The organism is Pseudoflavonifractor sp. MSJ-37 (assembly GCF_018917965.1).
Lineage (GTDB): Bacteria > Bacillota > Clostridia > Oscillospirales > Oscillospiraceae > Pseudoflavonifractor_A.
Window position 1 is genome coordinate 1 of record NZ_JAHLPP010000001.1, and the last position, 14628, is coordinate 14628.

Here is a 14628-nt window from a genome sequence, read left to right on the forward strand (position 1 = left end):
AGCGAGAAAAGAGTAGAATAGAGACAGTCGGTGTTGATTGCGGTGAGGGTCCACCTGTACCCATCCCGAACACAGAAGTTAAGCTCACCTGCGCCGAAAATACTTGCCTGGAGACGGGCTGGGAAGATAGGTAATGCCGACACAAAGGACGGACAGTTTCGACTGTCCGTTTTTTTCTGTCCAAATCAAAAGGATGGTGGAGCAGATGCGGTATCAGCATATCCGGAGAGGCATCTTTCAAGACCGCCCTAACCGATTCATCGCCCATGTGGAGTTGGATGGGGCCGTGGAGACCGTCCATGTGAAGAACACCGGACGCTGCCGGGAACTGCTTGTGCCGGGTTGCCCGGTCTACTTGGAGCGGTCAGACAAACCGGAGCGCAAGACGAAGTTCGACCTGATAGCGGTGGAGAAGGAAGGCCTTCTCATCAATATGGACGCTCAGGCGCCCAATCGGGTGTTCCAGGAGTGGGCGGAGTCCGGACGCTGGAGGACAGATTTGACGTGTCTGCGGCCGGAGAGCCGGTTTGGCCGGTCACGGTTCGACTTTTATTGGGAAGCTGCTGGCGGAGCGAAGGGCTTTGTAGAGGTGAAAGGCGTCACGCTGGAGGCGGATGGCCTCGTCCTTTTCCCGGACGCGCCTACGGAGCGCGGCCTCAAGCACGTGGAAGAACTCATCGCATGCCACGCCGAGGGCTATGAGGCGGCGCTCTGTCTCGTGGTCCAGATGGAACGGGCCTGTGCGTTTCGTCCTAATGACCGGACCCAACCCGCTTTTGGCGAGGCTCTCCGACGGGCGCGAGAGGCTGGGGTGGACATCTTTGCCCGGACCTGTCATGTGGCTCCGGACCGTATCACGATGGCAGATCCGATCCCAGTCGAGCTTTGAACGATGAGAGAACGCCCCGCAGTCTTTGAAAAAGGGCTGCGGGGCGTTTTTTGGTGAAGATATCACTCTGCTCCGGCCACTGGCTGGAAGCCTTCTGGAGCAGATGCTGGGGTCTCATCGGGAATAGGGCCGCTGGCTAGTCCTGTCTCGGATGGGAACAGGATCAGAGACAGGGCGTAGAGGATGGCCGCCCCGACGGCGATGGCCTGAAGCTTGTTCTGCTCCAGCCAGGGGCGATATCGCTCATAGGGGAGTTTGAGGGTGGTGCAGAGGGGTTCGGCCCCGGCATAAAGGGCCAGGGCGGCGGTCACGCAGATGGCCAGGCGGCTGATATCGCTCTGCTTTCGTGGCTCCATGAGAGCATCCACCTCCCGATATACGGCCTGTTTTCCACAGGATATGCCGGGAGAGTGGAAAACAGAAGCGTTTAGGAGAGACCGGGCAGATGGTAGAGCCGGCAGGGGCGGCCGCCGGTGTCATAATTCACGGCAGAGATGGCCTCGCCCTGCTCCACCAAATAATTCATATAGCGACGGACGGTCACCACAGAGAGGGCGGTGGCTTGTGAGAGGGCTTCGCTGGACAGACCGGCGGCGGGGGCGTTCCGGAGACAGTCCCGGAGGAGATCCAAGGTGCTCTGCTGGAAGCCTTTGGGTGGGGCGCTCCGCTCTTGAGCGGGATGGCTCCGGGAGAGGAGCTTGTCCAAAGCCTCCTGACTTACGGCACGGCCTGCCATGGTCTCACGATGGCGGCAGAAGCGGTCCAGTGCCTGTTGGAAGCGCTGCTGAGTGAAGGGCTTGAAGAGATAGTCCACCACGCCAAGATGGAGCATGGCGTCTACCGTCTCCACATCATTGGCGGCAGTGACCATGATGGCGTCAGTATGGACGTCCCGGGCGCGCAGCTCGTGGAGAAGCTCCGCACCGGTGATACCGGGCATATAGACGTCCAGGATCAGCAGGTCTGCCGGATGGACCGAGATCCACTCCAGCGCGGCGCGGCCGTCTCGGAAGGACTGGGCCACCTGGAACCGGGCGTCCCGTTCGGTGAAGGTCTTGTTCAAAAGGGAGACCATGGGGTCATCCTCTACGATCACGACTTGATACAAAGGGGATCCACTCCTTTTCGGTTTTGGCGTCATCCTCTCGGTGGAAGGTGAGGAAGAACGAGGTGCCGACCCCGGACTCGGACTCCACCCGGATCTCGCCCCGGTAGGCATCCACGATTTCCCGCACCAGAGCGAGACCGGTGCCACGGCCCGAGCCCTTGCTGGAGATCCCACGCTGGAAGAGCTTGCCGCGCAGGTCCACCGGGATGCCTGGGCCAGTGTCCTCTACACAGAGGAGGAGGGCATCATCGCTCTCCCGGATGCTGACGGCGATCTCCTTGTTCTCCCGGGCGGAGCGGTCAAGGCTCTCGATGGCGTTCTCAATCAGGTTGCCCAGCAGGGTCACATAGGCGTCTGGGGAGAGCCAGGGGCTGTCCTCCCGCAGGGCGCTCTCCCGGTCCAGCGTCAGGCGGATGCCCAGCTCGTTGGCCCGGCTGGTCTTGCCTACCAGGAGAGCCGCCACAGAGGGTTCTCGGATCTGGACCATGATGCGGCGTACGGCCTGCTGCTGGGTGCGGGAGATGTCCATGATGTACTCTTGGGCCTTCTCGGGCTCGCCGATTTGGAGCAGGCCCAGGATCACATGGAGCTTGTTCATGAATTCGTGGGTATAAGCACGCATAGCCTCTACCATGTGGCGCACACCGGTCAGGTCGTCGGCCAGCTGAGTGACCTCCGTGCGGTTGCGGAAGATGCCCACAGCCCCGGCCAGTTTGCCGTTCTCGTACAGAGGGAGCCGGTCCGCAAGGACCCGCACGTCCTTCAGTGAACTCATGCTCACATTGTACTCGGCCCGGCCGGTGCGGAGGATCCGGTCCAGGGTGGAACGGGGATAGACCGTGTGGAGCGGCTGACCTACGGCAGTCTTTTGGTCCAAAGAGAGCATCTGGGCCGCAGAGGCATTGAGAAAGATGATGTTCTTCTCCTTGTCGATGGCCATGACGCCTTCTTCCAACGCCTCCAGGATGTCCTCCCGCTGGAGGAATCGACGGGTGAGGACCTCAGGCTCATAGCCCATGAGGGACTCTTTGATGCTCTTGGAGAGCCGCAGGGCCAGCAGAGAGGCCAGCACCGCCGCGATGAGGCCCATGCCAACGAAGCGGATCACGGTGGAGAGCGTGAGGGCCGTCATGCTTCGGGTATAGATGCCGACCAGCACATAGCCGATGAGTTCCCCATCCGTGCCGTGGACAGGGGCATAGGCCGAGTGGTCGGAGCCCATGGGGCCGGTCTCATTGGAGGTATAGGGGCCGGCTCCGGCCAGGATATCCGCCTGAGCAGTCCCGGTATAGGCGGTACCGATGTCTTTGGCATCGGGGGCATAATAGATCGTGTCGTCCTTGCCGCAGATCAGGATGAGGTCGATGTCAGACACATGGGAGGTGGTCTGGTCCAGGAAATCCGTCAGATCTTCTGCTGGAGCGCCCTCCTCCAGAGTCTCCCGGACCAGCGGGACCTGGGAGAGGATCGAAGCGGAGTTCAGAAGGCTGTTGTCCATGGCATGGCGCTCGCTGCGCAGAGTCAGATACAACGTGCCGGTGAGCGCGATCACCAGAGAGGACAGCACGATGATCAGGCTCAGCCGCATGAGCTGGGCCCGGATGGAGGGACGGGATAGGGACATAGGACGGCCTCCTTTGAAAACAGCGGGACGGATCGGAAAGAAGGAACGATATCAGTATAAGACGTTTTCCCTGCCCTGTCAAAGCGGAGCGAAATATGGACCAGACAGGAGGCAGATCTTGGAGAGATCCACAATTACGAGCGGAGCGCATATCTGGTATCATGATCCCTTGTGCAGAGCCGGATCCGCCGGCTCGAAATACCAAAACATCGAGGAGGACCCCCAATGCCCCAGAACAAACGAGAGAGCCTCATCTACACCGTACTCATGTGCTTCACCATGGTGCTGTGGATGAGTATGTATAACGTGGCCATCCAGCACGGCGGCCTGAGCCTGGAGACGATCCGTGCCGGCTGGCTGGGCTTCCCTGTCGCCTATGTATTCGCCATGTGCTGTGACTGGTTCCTGGTGTCCGGTCTGGCGAAGGGCTTCGCCTTCCGCTTCCTGGTGAGACCGGAGGACGGCGTGCTGAAAAAGGTGATCTGCGTGTCCTGCTGTATGGTGGTGCCCATGGTGCTCATCATGTCCCTGTACGGGGCCTGCGAGGGCGCGTTCCACACCGGCGCCTGGGGGAACGTGCCCCTGATGTGGCTGGGCAATATCCCACGGAACTTCATCATGGCCCTGCCCTTCCAGCTTCTGATCGCGGGGCCGCTGGTCCGGAAGGTGTTCCGGACCGCCTTCCCGGAGGGGAAGGTCCTGGCCTGACAGAAGCGAAGGAAGGACAGCAGAACGCCGGCGGCGTCCCCGTTTCGGGACGCCGCCGGCCTTTTCATGCGGCACGCGCTTTCGATACTTTTTTTACTTTCCAAAGGGTTACGCTGGAGGAAGATCTGGAGTAAGATAGGGCCCGCACAAGAGAGGTGATGTATTTGGACGCATTCAAGGAAACGCTGGTCGGTGAGTTGGGCAACAGGGTGGCCTTCACGATCCCACTGTTCGGGGGCATCCCGGTGGCGGACTCGGTGGTGGTGACCTGGATCATCATGGCGGCGCTGATGCTGCTGACCCTGTTCCTGACGAGGGACCTGAGAGTCCGGGACCCCGGTAAGGTCCAGGCGGCGCTGGAGAGCGCGGTGGAGTTCCTGAACGGCTTCATGAAGGACAACCTGGGCAGTCACTGGAAGCCCTTCGCCCCCTGGCTGGGGACGGTGGCGCTGTACATCGCCTTGTCCAATATGATCGGCATCTTCGGCCTGACGCCGCCGACCAAGGACATCAGCGTGACGGCGGCTCTAGCACTGATGAGCATGCTGCTCATCTACGGGGCCCAGTTCCGGTACAACGGCCTGCTGGGCGGCATGAAGAGGTTCGCCGAACCCATGCCTCTGCTGATCCCCATCAACCTGATGGAGGTGGCAGTGCGGCCGCTGGCCCTGTGCATGCGGCTCTTCGGCAACATCCTGGGCGCCTTCATCATCATGGAGATGCTCAAATACGTGGCGCCGGTGATCCTACCGGCGGTGTTCAGCCTGTATTTCGACCTGTTCGACGGGCTGATCCAGACGACCGTGTTCGTGTTCCTCACCACTCTGTTCACCGGTGAGGGCATCAAGGAAGAAGATTGAAACAGACGAAAAAATAGGAGGAATCTATCATGTCTATCGGGATCATCGCAGCAGCTCTGGCTGTCTTCACCGGCGTCGGCGCCGGCATCGGCATCGGCCTCGCCACCGCCAAGGCCAGCGAGGCCATCGCCCGTCAGCCTGAGGCGGCCGGCAAGATCAACAGTGCGCTCCTGCTGGGCTGTGCTCTGGCAGAAGGTACCGCCATCTTCGGCTTCATCACCGCGCTGCTGATCATCTTCATGGGTTAAGGGGGCGTCCCCGATGCTGGAATTCCAGGGATCCACGATCATTTTCACCATCATCGATCTGGTGGTGCTCTACCTGTTCCTGCGCAAGTTCCTCTTCGGCCGGGTGAACGAGATCCTGGAGAAGCGGGCCTCGCTCATCAAGGAGCAGATGGACTCCGCCCAGGAGAACGACCGCCGGGCACAGGAGCTGAAAGAGGAATACGAAGGAAAGCTGACCCGGGCCCATCAGGATGCAGCCAAGATCGTGGCGGAGGCTCAGGACCGGGGCCAGCGCGCCTATGAGGCCAAGCTGGCCGAGGCCGAGGACGATGTCCGCCGGGTCCATGCGGAGGCGCGGGCTCAGATCGACGAGGAGCGGCAGGTCATGCTCCGGGGCGCCAAGAACGAGGTGGCCTCTCTGGCCCTGCTGGCCGCCGCCAAGGTGGCCCAGAAGTCCATGGATGCCGCCGATGACAAGGCACTGGTGGATTCCTTCCTGACGGAAGTAGGTGAGGGCGCATGAGCGAACTGGCCGCCCGTTACGCGAAGGCCCTGTACAGCGTAGGCCCTGATGAGGGCACGCTCCAGGAGACCGCCAGGGCCATGATGGAGGACGCGGAGCTCTGGGAGGCTCTGTGTTCTCCCGCCGTCCAGCCGGGGGAGAAGAAGCGGGTCCTGCTCCGCCTGCCTCTGCTGGACGGCCACATCATCCTCCAGCGGTTCTACGGCCTGCTGGCGGAGAAAGGGCGGATGGAGCTCCTGCCGGAGATCATCACCGCCTTCGAGGACCAGGACCTGGCCGCCCACGGCAAGGCCCGCTGTGTCATGATCTGCGCCCATGAACCGGAGCAGGCCGAGCTGGACAAGCTCAGGGAAGCGCTGTGCAAGCTCCATCAGAAGTCCGACATCCTCTTCGAGATCCGGGTGGACCCCGCTCTGGTGGGCGGCTTCACGCTGGAGATCGAGGGCATGACTTATGACAAGAGCGTCCGCGGCGCGCTCGCCGGTCTGAGCCGGCAGTTGGAAGAGAGGCGAATGGCATGACGAAGACAAGACCCGAGGAGATCGTCTCCATCCTGCGGGAGGAGATCGCGGGGTACGATACCAAGGTCCGCCGGGACGAGACCGGCACCGTCTTGGAGATCGGCGACGGCATCGCCACCGTCTACGGCCTGGAGAAGGCCGTCTACGGTGAGCTGGTAGAGCTGGACACCGGAGTGAAGGGCATGGTCATGGACCTGTCCCGGGACAGCGTGGGCGTGGTCCTGCTGGGCAGCGACGCGGGCGTCCGGGAGGGCACCGTGGTCAAGCGCACCGGCCATCCCGCCGATGTGCCCGTGGGCGACGGCCTGCTGGGCCGCGTGGTGGACGTGCTGGGCAGGCCCATCGACGGCCTGGGCCCCATCGAGACCCGCGAGACCCGCCCCATCGAGCATGAGGCCAGCGGCGTAGTCACCCGTGAGCCGGTGAACGTGCCCCTCCAGACCGGCATCCTGGCCATCGACGCCATGGTGCCCATCGGCCGGGGCCAGCGTGAGCTGATCATCGGCGACCGGCAGACCGGCAAGACCGCCATCGCGGTGGACACCATCTTGAACCAGAAGGGGCAGGATGTGGTCTGCATCTATGTGGCTATCGGCCAGAAGGCCTCTACTGTGGCCCGGGTGCAGGACACCCTCAAGAAGCACGGCGCCATGGACTACTCCATCATCGTCTCCGCCACCGCCAGCGACTCCGCCCCCTTGCAGTACATCGCGCCCTATGCCGGCGCGGCCATGGGCGAGTACTTCATGAGCCAGGGCAGGGACGTGCTGATCGTCTATGACGACCTGTCCAAGCACGCGGTAGCCTACCGGACCCTGTCCCTGCTGCTGAAGCGGTCTCCCGGCCGTGAGGCCTATCCCGGCGACGTGTTCTATCTGCACTCCCGTCTGCTGGAGCGGGCCTGCCGCCTGACGAAGGAATACGGCGGCGGCTCTATGACCGCTCTGCCCATCATCGAGACCCAGGCCGGTGACGTATCGGCCTACATCCCCACCAACGTGATCTCCATCACCGACGGCCAGATCTATCTGGAGAGCGACCTGTTCTTCTCCGGCCAGCGGCCCGCCGTCAACGTGGGCCTGTCCGTTTCCCGTGTGGGCGGCGCGGCCCAGACCCGCGCTATCAAAAAGACGGCTGGCACCCTGCGCATCGACCTGGCCCGCTTCCGGGAGCTGGAGGTGTTCACCCAGTTCGCCTCCGATCTGGATGCCGCCACCCAGCATTCTCTGGACCACGGACGGCGGCTGCTGGAGCTGCTCAAGCAGCCCCTGTACCACCCCATGCCCGTGAGCCGTCAGGCCGTCATCCTCTATGCGGCCACCAACGGTCTGCTGGACGATGTGCCTCTGGACAAGGCCCGGGACTTCGCTCTGGCCTTCGCCAAGGAGATGGAGGACGAGCACCACGATGTGATGGATGAGATCCAGTCCACCGGCAACCTGAGCGCTCCCGCCGTGGAGACCATCCGCTCCGTGCTGGAGGACGCTAAGAAGCGGGTGAGCGCCACATGGCAAGCATAAAAGAGATCCGCACCCACATCAAGAGCGTGGAGCAGACCCTGAAGATCACCAACGCCATGTATCTGATCTCCTCCTCCAACCTGCGCAAAGCCCGCAGACAGCTCAATGAGGTGGAGCCTTATTTCAAGAAGATCGAGGCCACGATCTCCGATATCCTGCACCACTCCCCGGAGATCCAGCACCGCTTCTTCGACAAACGGCCGGACATCCGGCCGGAGGACCGGAGGATGGGCTTCCTGGTCATCACCGGCGACAAGGGCCTGGCCGGAGCCTATAACCACAACATCCTGAAGCTGGCCGAGGAGCGGATGGCCCGATACCCCAATACCTCCCTCTTCGTGGTGGGTCAGGTGGGCCGGAGCTATTTCACCGAACGGGGCATCCCCATCGACGGCGAGTTCCTCTACACCGCTCAGGACCCCACGGTGCCGCGGGCCCGGGATATGTCGGAGACCATGATACAGCTCTATCTGGAGGGCGATCTGGACGAGATCTATGTGATCTTCACCAACATGGTCAGCTCCTTCAAGCTGGAGCCCACCGTCCACAAGCTCCTGCCGCTGGACCCGGACGAGTTTCCGGTCTACGAGCGGGACCGGGACTGCTACCACCGGGACGTGGTCTACATCCCCTCCACGGAGGCAGTCATGGACCGGCTGGTCCCCGGCTATTTGAAGGGCCTGCTCTTCAGCGCCATGGTGGAATCCTACTGTTCGGAGCAGAATGCTCGGATGACCGCCATGAAGTCCTCCACCGACAACGCCAGGGCCATGCTCCAGGAGCTGGACCTGTCCTATGACCGGGCCCGCCAGTCCGCCATCACGCAGGAGATCACCGAGGTGGTGGGCGGCGCGCAGGCAGCCCAATGAACCTATGTCAGGAACGCCCGAAAGGGGATAACGATATGAGTGAGAACAAAGGCACGATCGTACAGGTCATGGGACCTGTCGTAGACGTGAGCTTCTCCGGAGGTCTGCCGGAGATCAAAGAGGCCCTGGAGGTGGAGCTGGACGGCAAGCGCCAGGTCATGGAGGTCGCCCAGCACGTGGGCGGCGACACCGTGCGGTGCATCATGCTCTCCACCAGCGAGGGCCTGGGCCGCGGCATGAGCGTCACGGCCACCGGAGCGCCCATCTCCGTCCCCGTGGGGGAGGAGACTCTGGGCCGGATGTTCAACGTCCTGGGCGACGCCATCGACGGCAAGGGCCAGGTGGAGACCAAAGAGAAATGGTCGATCCACCGCCAGCCCCCGGCCTTCGAGGACCAGCGCCCCGTGGTGGACCTCTTCGAGACCGGCATCAAGGTCATCGACCTGCTGGCCCCTTATGCCAAGGGCGGCAAGATCGGACTGTTCGGCGGCGCCGGTGTGGGCAAGACCGTGCTGATCCAGGAGCTGATCCACAACATCGCCACCGAGCACGGCGGCTACTCCATCTTCACCGGCGTGGGCGAGCGCACCCGTGAGGGCAACGACCTGTGGCGGGAGATGGGCGAGTCCGGCGTCATCGACAAGACCGCCCTGGTCTTCGGCCAGATGAACGAGCCGCCGGGAGCCCGTATGCGTGTGGCCCTCACGGGCCTGACCATGGCCGAGTACTTCCGCGATAAAGAGAAGCAGAACGTCCTGCTCTTCATCGACAACATCTTCCGCTATGTCCAGGCCGGCAGCGAGGTCTCCGCCCTCATGGGCCGGATGCCCTCTGCCGTGGGTTATCAGCCCACCCTGGCGAATGAGATGGGCGCCCTTCAGGAGCGCATCACCTCCACCAAGAACGGCGCCATCACCTCCGTCCAGGCCGTCTATGTCCCCGCCGACGACCTGACCGACCCCGCCCCCGCCACCACCTTCGCCCATCTGGACGCCACGACGGTCCTGTCCCGCAAGATCGTGGAGCAGGGCATCTATCCCGCTGTGGATCCTCTGGAGTCCACCTCCCGGATCCTGGAGCCCGACGTGGTGGGCGAACGGCACTACAAGATCGCCCGGGGCGTGCAGGAGCTGCTCCAGCGCTACCGGGAGCTCCAGGACATCATCGCGATTCTGGGCATGGAGGAGCTGTCCGAGGGGGACAAGCGCATCGTGGAGCGTGCCCGCCGGATCCAGCAGTTCTTCTCCCAGCCCTTCTCCGTGGCCGAGCAGTTCACCGGCCTGGAGGGCCGCTATGTGAAGCTGGACGACACCCTCCGGTCCTTCGAGACCATCCTGGGCGGTGAGCTGGACAGGTATCCCGAGGCCGCCTTCAGCAATGTGGGCAACGTGGACGAGGTCGTGGAGAAAGCCCGCAAGATGGGGGCGGTGTGAGATGGCGGATACCCGCACCTTCACTCTGGAGATCATCACCCCGGAGCGGCAGTTCTACATCGGCCCCGCGGAGGCGCTGGTGATCCCCGCCGTGGACGGCGAGATGGGGATCTACGCCGACCATGAGCCGGCCGTCACCGCCATCGAGCCGGGCGAGCTGCGCTACAAGGTGGACGGCAAGTGGGAGCCCGCCGCCGTGGGCTCCGGCTTCGCCGAGGTCAAGCCCGACTATGTGATCCTGCTGGTGGGCTTTGCCGAGCACCCGGAGGAGATCGACCGCAAGCGGGCCGAGGCCGCCAGGCAGCGGGCCGAGGAACGCCTCCGCCAGAAGGAGAGCATCCAGGAGTACTACCACTCCAAGGCCGCTCTGGCCCGGGCCATGGCCCGCCTCAAGACCCGCCGCTGAACGACATCGTCACCCTGCTTTGGAGAAAAGAGCCCGATAGATGGAAACGCCCTCACGGTCCAGCCACAGACCGTGAGGGCGTTTTTGACGCTGTTTTTGAATACGTATCGTTATTTCTCCCTGAGAAATCTCCAGAGCGTAGTGCGGCTGATGCCCAGACGCTTGGCGGCGGCGGTCTGGTTGCCGCCCATCTCTTCGACGACCCGGCGGATGATCTCCCGGTCGATGTCGTGGAGCGGCTGGCTCAGGTCCAGCGGGGCCATGACCTTGGCGCCGGGCTGGCTGGAGATGCACTCGTAGCGCTCTCCCTTGAGGACCTGGCGCACATCGTCCTCGGTGATGGTCTGGCCGGTGGCCACCACAGTGAGCTCCTTCACGATGCGGCGGAACTGGTAATAGTTGTGGGGCCAGCGGTACTCCTGGAGGAGACGGATGGCCCCCTCGCTGGCGCCCAGCACCGGATGGGTGGCGTCGGTGCTCAGATGGCTCAGGGTGAGCCGGAGCAGGGTGGGGATCGTGTCCTTCATCTCCCGCAGGGGCGGCATGATGAGGGAGAGGCCGTTGAGCCGGTCCAGGAGCCAGCGGCCGTTGGCAGAGAGCTGGTGGTCCTCGGTATAGCCGCAGGAGAAGATCAGGCGGCGGCTCCGGCTGCCGTCGATCTCCTCCAGCAGGGCGACCAGCTGCTGGAGCCGGTCGGAGGAGAGGGTGTCCACGCTGGAGAAGTAGAGCACGTTTCCGGGATCCATCAGGGGGGAGTCGTGGTGCTCCAGCAGGAACTTCCAGCCCTTGTCGTTGACCAGAGCGCAGTTGATGCTGCCCAGGGCGCTGCCCCGCAGACGGCCCTGGGCATAGAGGCGGCTGACCAGCTGGTCCCGCTCCGTGCCGTACTCTCCGCCGATGACCAGGGGCTGGGTGCTGGCGGTGAGGCGGATGATGTGCTTTTGCAGGTCATCGTTCAGCGAGGTGTAGTTGAACGCGTCGTCGGCGGTGGCCTCCACGGCCTCCTGGCGGCTGATGGACCGGAGGCCGAGCTGGGCGGGAGCGATCGGGAAGCGGCGCATCTTCACATAGAACACCACCCGCTCCTGGTCCTCCAGACGGAGCCGGCGGCGGCGGATCAGATAGAGCGTGCCACGGATGTGGCGGGAGTACTGGCGCTCCTCCGGGTCGCTCTCATCCCCGGCGGCCAGTTCCTTCAGTTCGTCCAGCAGGGCCGGAGGCGGGGCCTCCAGAGTGGAGAAGATGAACTCCCGGTCGGCGGGGTCCAGGACAGCGATGCCCTCCTGGCCGTCCAGCACCTGCCGCAGGAAGCGGTTCTCCCGCCGGAGATACTGATGGCTGCAACACAGGGCCAGGGCGCTCTTGAGGGCGCGCTCGATGCTCTCCGGGCCGGAGGTGATGAGGATGGAGTTGAGCCCGATCCGCTTGGCGGTCAGGTTGGCCACCGTGTCGGACAGGACCGTGGTGTACTCCTGCTTCTGGAGCTGGCGGAGGAGGGGCTCCAGCTCGTCGATGGAGTGGGCCTGCACGATGTCGATGTTGAAGCCCAGCAGGTCGCAGAGGGTCTGGGCATCGGTGCCGATGTCGGCGTAGACCACCATGGCCACCTTGCCCTCCAGCCCGTTGGAGAGCCGCAGGGCCCGGAGGATGTCGTAGAGGGAGATGTCCACCTCGACCACCGGCAGATCGTACTGTCGCAGGAGGCGGGCCGTGCCGCCCCGGGAGAGGATCAGGTCATAGCCGGAGTGGAAGCGCTGGCGGGCGATCTCGGCGGCCTGCTCCATGTTGCCGATCGCCACGTCCATCTCGATCTGGGGATACTCCGCGGCCACATTGAGCATCAGAGTCTTCATCCCGTCATAGGGGACGATGCCGAGGATACGGATCTTATCCTCTGCCATAGCATCACTACCTTTACCATTTCTATTTGAAACATATTCTATCATAGTGTGTTGCAAAACGCAAGGGATCGGCAGCCGTTCCAGAAGAAAACATGGAACGTCACCAAAAGAACGCGGAGGCGGGACCATGGAGACAGATCGCACAGACGAGGCGTGGAGGAAACGGAAAATAGATACAGAAGGAGCGGATAGAAGGCCCTCAGATTTGCGGCAAAAAATGGATCAGAATTGAACGGAACTGCGAACGCGGAGCGGGAGCGACGCGGATGACCGTATCGAAATGGAAACGCGACGCACGAAATCGACAAAAAACAGAGAATATTTTTGGAATGCGTTTCAAAATAAGACAAAAGGACCCGACGCAAGTCATTGCATACGATCGAGCGTCCTGATAGAATGAGTAGCACCGGATCGCAGGTCCGCCGTCGTCCCGATCGTTTGGACGGGGGAGGTCGCCTGCGGTCGGGACTGTGGAACAGAACGGATGGGCAGTGGGAAGGCTGGACCGCCGTCGGCTGAAGCAGTCTTAAAATGGAACATCGGCGGGGGAGAGAGAACTCCGTCCATGTTCCACATCCTAATTCCGAGAGGAGAATGTAGTATGAGCAGTACTATGCTCGTGGTGAACTTGGCGATCTCCATCGCCCTGATCATCGGCCTGATCCTGATCCCGAAACTGAACCCCATGGTGAGCCTGGTCATCGCCAGCGCCTACATGGGCATCTCCTGCGGCCTGGGTGTCATCGACACTCTGTCCACCATCGCTTCCGGCTTCGGCAGCATGATGACCAGCATCGGTCTTCCCATCGGTCTGGGCGTCCTGCTGGGCCAGCTGATGAGCGACACCGGCATGGCCCAGAAGATCGCCACCACCCTGGTCCACGCCGTGCCCTCTAAGTACGTCATGTGGGCCCTGGCGGGCGCCGGCTTCCTGCTGGCCATCCCCGTGTTCTTCGACATCACCTTCATCATCCTGATCCCCATCGGCATCGCGGTCGCCAAGGAGATCAACCGTCCCATGAGCTATGTGGCCACCGCCCTGATCATCGGCGACGTCATCGCTCAGACCTACATCCCCCCCACGCCCAACCCTCTGGCCGCTCCTGACCTGCTGGGCTACTCTCTGGGCACTCAGATGGTCGTCGGCCTGGTGGTGGGCGCCATCGTGCTGATCCCCGCCATGCTGATCACCACCAAGGTCCTGGACAAGGGCTTCTTCAACGACAAGATGGACGTCAACCATGAGGTGGACGTGCTCAAGAACCTGTCCGAGCATGAGGCCAACCGCAAGGATCTGCCCCAGCCCTCCTTCGGCCTGTCCATGATCCCCCTGCTGCTGCCCGTGGTGCTGATCCTGATCAGCTCCGCCCTGCAGGCTTCCGGCACTCCCTCCGACTCTCTGGTGGTGTCCCTGCTGAGCAACAAGATCTTCACCCTGCTCATGGCCGTCCTGGTGGCCTATGTCATCGCGTGGAAGTTCATCGGCTTCAAGGCCGCTGAGGCTTCCGCCAACAACGCCCTGGGCAATGCCGGCGTGGCTCTGGCCATCACCGGCGCCGGCGGTTCCTTCGGCACCATCATCAGCACCACCAACATCGGCGATGCTCTGATCAGCACCCTGAACATCGGCACCGGCTCCGTCATCAGCGTGATCCTGTTTGCCTACTTCATCGGCTTCATCTTCCGTGTGGCCCAGGGCTCCGGCACCGTGGCCGGCATCACCTCCATGACCATCATGTCCACCATCGTGCCCAACATCGCGGTCCATCCCGTGTGGGTCGCCATGGCCTGCCTGGCGGGCGGCATCTCCATCGGCCACGTGAACGACTCCGGCTTCTGGGTCTGCACCAACCTGTCCGGCTTCACCGTCACCGGCGGTCTGAAGACCTACACCTGGCCTATCTTCGTCGTGTCCTTCCTCACTCTGATCGCCGCCCTGATCGGCGCGACCATCCTTCCCATGGCCTGATAACGTCTCTCTTTGACTCTGCTCCGCACGTCAGCCCTCGGGCGGGCGTGCGGAGCGTCTTATCCGGCTT

General features: G+C 62.8%; 15 protein-coding genes and 1 rRNA gene. 12 read left to right on the plus strand and 4 right to left on the minus strand.

What is annotated here, in order from left to right:
• Positions 1-26 precede the first annotated feature (26 nt).
• Both rrf and sfsA read left to right on the plus strand, forming a co-directional pair.
• Positions 27-142 (plus strand): 5S ribosomal RNA (gene rrf, locus KQI12_RS00005).
• Between the two features lie 63 nt (positions 143-205).
• A complete protein-coding gene (sfsA, locus tag KQI12_RS00010; protein ID WP_216569705.1) occupies positions 206-889 on the plus strand; it encodes a DNA/RNA nuclease SfsA in 684 nt (227 codons plus the stop codon).
• A gap of 62 nt (positions 890-951) precedes the next feature.
• Here sfsA and KQI12_RS00015 read toward each other — a convergent pair whose 3' ends face one another.
• From KQI12_RS00015 to KQI12_RS00025, 3 genes are all read right to left on the minus strand, one after another.
• On the minus strand, positions 952-1245 hold the full coding sequence (locus KQI12_RS00015) for a hypothetical protein (protein WP_216569707.1): 294 nt from the start codon (positions 1243-1245) through the stop codon (positions 952-954).
• A gap of 71 nt (positions 1246-1316) precedes the next feature.
• Positions 1317-1997 (minus strand): response regulator, encoded by a 681-nt coding sequence (locus tag KQI12_RS00020; RefSeq protein ID WP_216569709.1) that lies wholly within the window; start codon positions 1995-1997, stop codon positions 1317-1319.
• Entirely contained in the window at positions 1969-3621 is a 1653-nt protein-coding gene (locus KQI12_RS00025; protein WP_216569712.1) for a sensor histidine kinase, read from the minus strand. The genes KQI12_RS00020 and KQI12_RS00025 overlap by 29 nt, the downstream gene beginning before the upstream one ends.
• A gap of 225 nt (positions 3622-3846) precedes the next feature.
• Here KQI12_RS00025 and KQI12_RS00030 point away from each other — a divergent pair, with 225 nt between their 5' ends.
• The 9 genes from KQI12_RS00030 to atpC all read left to right on the plus strand — a co-directional run bounded on the left by KQI12_RS00030 (position 3847) and on the right by atpC (position 10688).
• Positions 3847-4329 carry a DUF2798 domain-containing protein gene (locus KQI12_RS00030; protein ID WP_216569714.1) on the plus strand — a complete coding sequence of 161 codons (483 nt, stop codon included), beginning with the start codon at positions 3847-3849 and terminating at the stop codon, positions 4327-4329.
• Between the two features lie 158 nt (positions 4330-4487).
• Entirely contained in the window at positions 4488-5189 is a 702-nt protein-coding gene (locus KQI12_RS00035) for a F0F1 ATP synthase subunit A (protein WP_216571295.1), read from the plus strand.
• Between the two features lie 29 nt (positions 5190-5218).
• On the plus strand, positions 5219-5437 hold the full coding sequence (atpE, locus tag KQI12_RS00040; protein ID WP_216569717.1) for an ATP synthase F0 subunit C: 219 nt from the start codon (positions 5219-5221) through the stop codon (positions 5435-5437).
• Between the two features lie 13 nt (positions 5438-5450).
• Entirely contained in the window at positions 5451-5939 is a 489-nt protein-coding gene (gene atpF / locus KQI12_RS00045; RefSeq protein WP_216569720.1) for a F0F1 ATP synthase subunit B, read from the plus strand.
• Complete coding sequence (gene atpH / locus KQI12_RS00050) at positions 5936-6460, plus strand: ATP synthase F1 subunit delta (protein ID WP_216569722.1); 525 nt, start codon at positions 5936-5938, stop codon at positions 6458-6460. Before atpF ends, atpH begins: the two co-directional genes overlap by 4 nt.
• Positions 6457-7980 carry a F0F1 ATP synthase subunit alpha gene (gene atpA / locus KQI12_RS00055; protein ID WP_216569725.1) on the plus strand — a complete coding sequence of 508 codons (1524 nt, stop codon included), beginning with the start codon at positions 6457-6459 and terminating at the stop codon, positions 7978-7980. The genes atpH and atpA overlap by 4 nt, the downstream gene beginning before the upstream one ends.
• Positions 7968-8849, plus strand: a complete 882-nt coding sequence (gene atpG / locus KQI12_RS00060; protein WP_216569727.1) for an ATP synthase F1 subunit gamma — start codon at positions 7968-7970, stop codon at positions 8847-8849. The genes atpA and atpG overlap by 13 nt, the downstream gene beginning before the upstream one ends.
• A 35-nt stretch (positions 8850-8884) precedes the next feature.
• Positions 8885-10282: a F0F1 ATP synthase subunit beta gene (gene atpD, locus KQI12_RS00065; RefSeq protein ID WP_216569729.1), complete on the plus strand. Its 1398-nt coding sequence runs from the start codon at positions 8885-8887 to the stop codon at positions 10280-10282.
• 1 nt (position 10283) lies between these two features.
• Complete coding sequence (gene atpC / locus KQI12_RS00070; protein WP_216569732.1) at positions 10284-10688, plus strand: ATP synthase F1 subunit epsilon; 405 nt, start codon at positions 10284-10286, stop codon at positions 10686-10688.
• A gap of 110 nt (positions 10689-10798) precedes the next feature.
• Here the strand turns inward: atpC and KQI12_RS00075 are convergent, their stop codons facing one another.
• Entirely contained in the window at positions 10799-12589 is a 1791-nt protein-coding gene (locus KQI12_RS00075; protein ID WP_216569735.1) for a PrpR N-terminal domain-containing protein, read from the minus strand.
• Between the two features lie 601 nt (positions 12590-13190).
• Here KQI12_RS00075 and KQI12_RS00080 point away from each other — a divergent pair.
• The gene (locus tag KQI12_RS00080) at positions 13191-14558 is read left to right on the plus strand and encodes a GntP family permease (protein ID WP_216569738.1); all 1368 of its coding nucleotides are present in this window, start codon (positions 13191-13193) and stop codon (positions 14556-14558) included.
• The last annotated feature ends 70 nt before the right edge of the window (positions 14559-14628 follow it).

Excerpts from the sequence above, each read along its gene's own strand:
- sfsA (WP_216569705.1), top strand. The coding sequence starts at position 206 with ATGCGGTATCAGCATATCCGGAGAGGCATCTTTCAAGACCGCCCTAAC.
- KQI12_RS00015 (WP_216569707.1), bottom strand. The coding sequence starts at position 1,245 with ATGGAGCCACGAAAGCAGAGCGATATCAGCCGCCTGGCCATCTGCGTG.
- KQI12_RS00025 (WP_216569712.1), bottom strand. The coding sequence starts at position 3,621 with ATGTCCCTATCCCGTCCCTCCATCCGGGCCCAGCTCATGCGGCTGAGC.
- KQI12_RS00030 (WP_216569714.1), top strand. The coding sequence starts at position 3,847 with ATGCCCCAGAACAAACGAGAGAGCCTCATCTACACCGTACTCATGTGC.
- KQI12_RS00035 (WP_216571295.1), top strand. The coding sequence starts at position 4,488 with ATGTATTTGGACGCATTCAAGGAAACGCTGGTCGGTGAGTTGGGCAAC.
- atpE (WP_216569717.1), top strand. The coding sequence starts at position 5,219 with ATGTCTATCGGGATCATCGCAGCAGCTCTGGCTGTCTTCACCGGCGTC.
- atpF (WP_216569720.1), top strand. The coding sequence starts at position 5,451 with ATGCTGGAATTCCAGGGATCCACGATCATTTTCACCATCATCGATCTG.
- atpH (WP_216569722.1), top strand. The coding sequence starts at position 5,936 with ATGAGCGAACTGGCCGCCCGTTACGCGAAGGCCCTGTACAGCGTAGGC.
- atpA (WP_216569725.1), top strand. The coding sequence starts at position 6,457 with ATGACGAAGACAAGACCCGAGGAGATCGTCTCCATCCTGCGGGAGGAG.
- atpG (WP_216569727.1), top strand. The coding sequence starts at position 7,968 with ATGGCAAGCATAAAAGAGATCCGCACCCACATCAAGAGCGTGGAGCAG.
- atpD (WP_216569729.1), top strand. The coding sequence starts at position 8,885 with ATGAGTGAGAACAAAGGCACGATCGTACAGGTCATGGGACCTGTCGTA.
- atpC (WP_216569732.1), top strand. The coding sequence starts at position 10,284 with ATGGCGGATACCCGCACCTTCACTCTGGAGATCATCACCCCGGAGCGG.
- KQI12_RS00075 (WP_216569735.1), bottom strand. The coding sequence starts at position 12,589 with ATGGCAGAGGATAAGATCCGTATCCTCGGCATCGTCCCCTATGACGGG.
- KQI12_RS00080 (WP_216569738.1), top strand. The coding sequence starts at position 13,191 with ATGAGCAGTACTATGCTCGTGGTGAACTTGGCGATCTCCATCGCCCTG.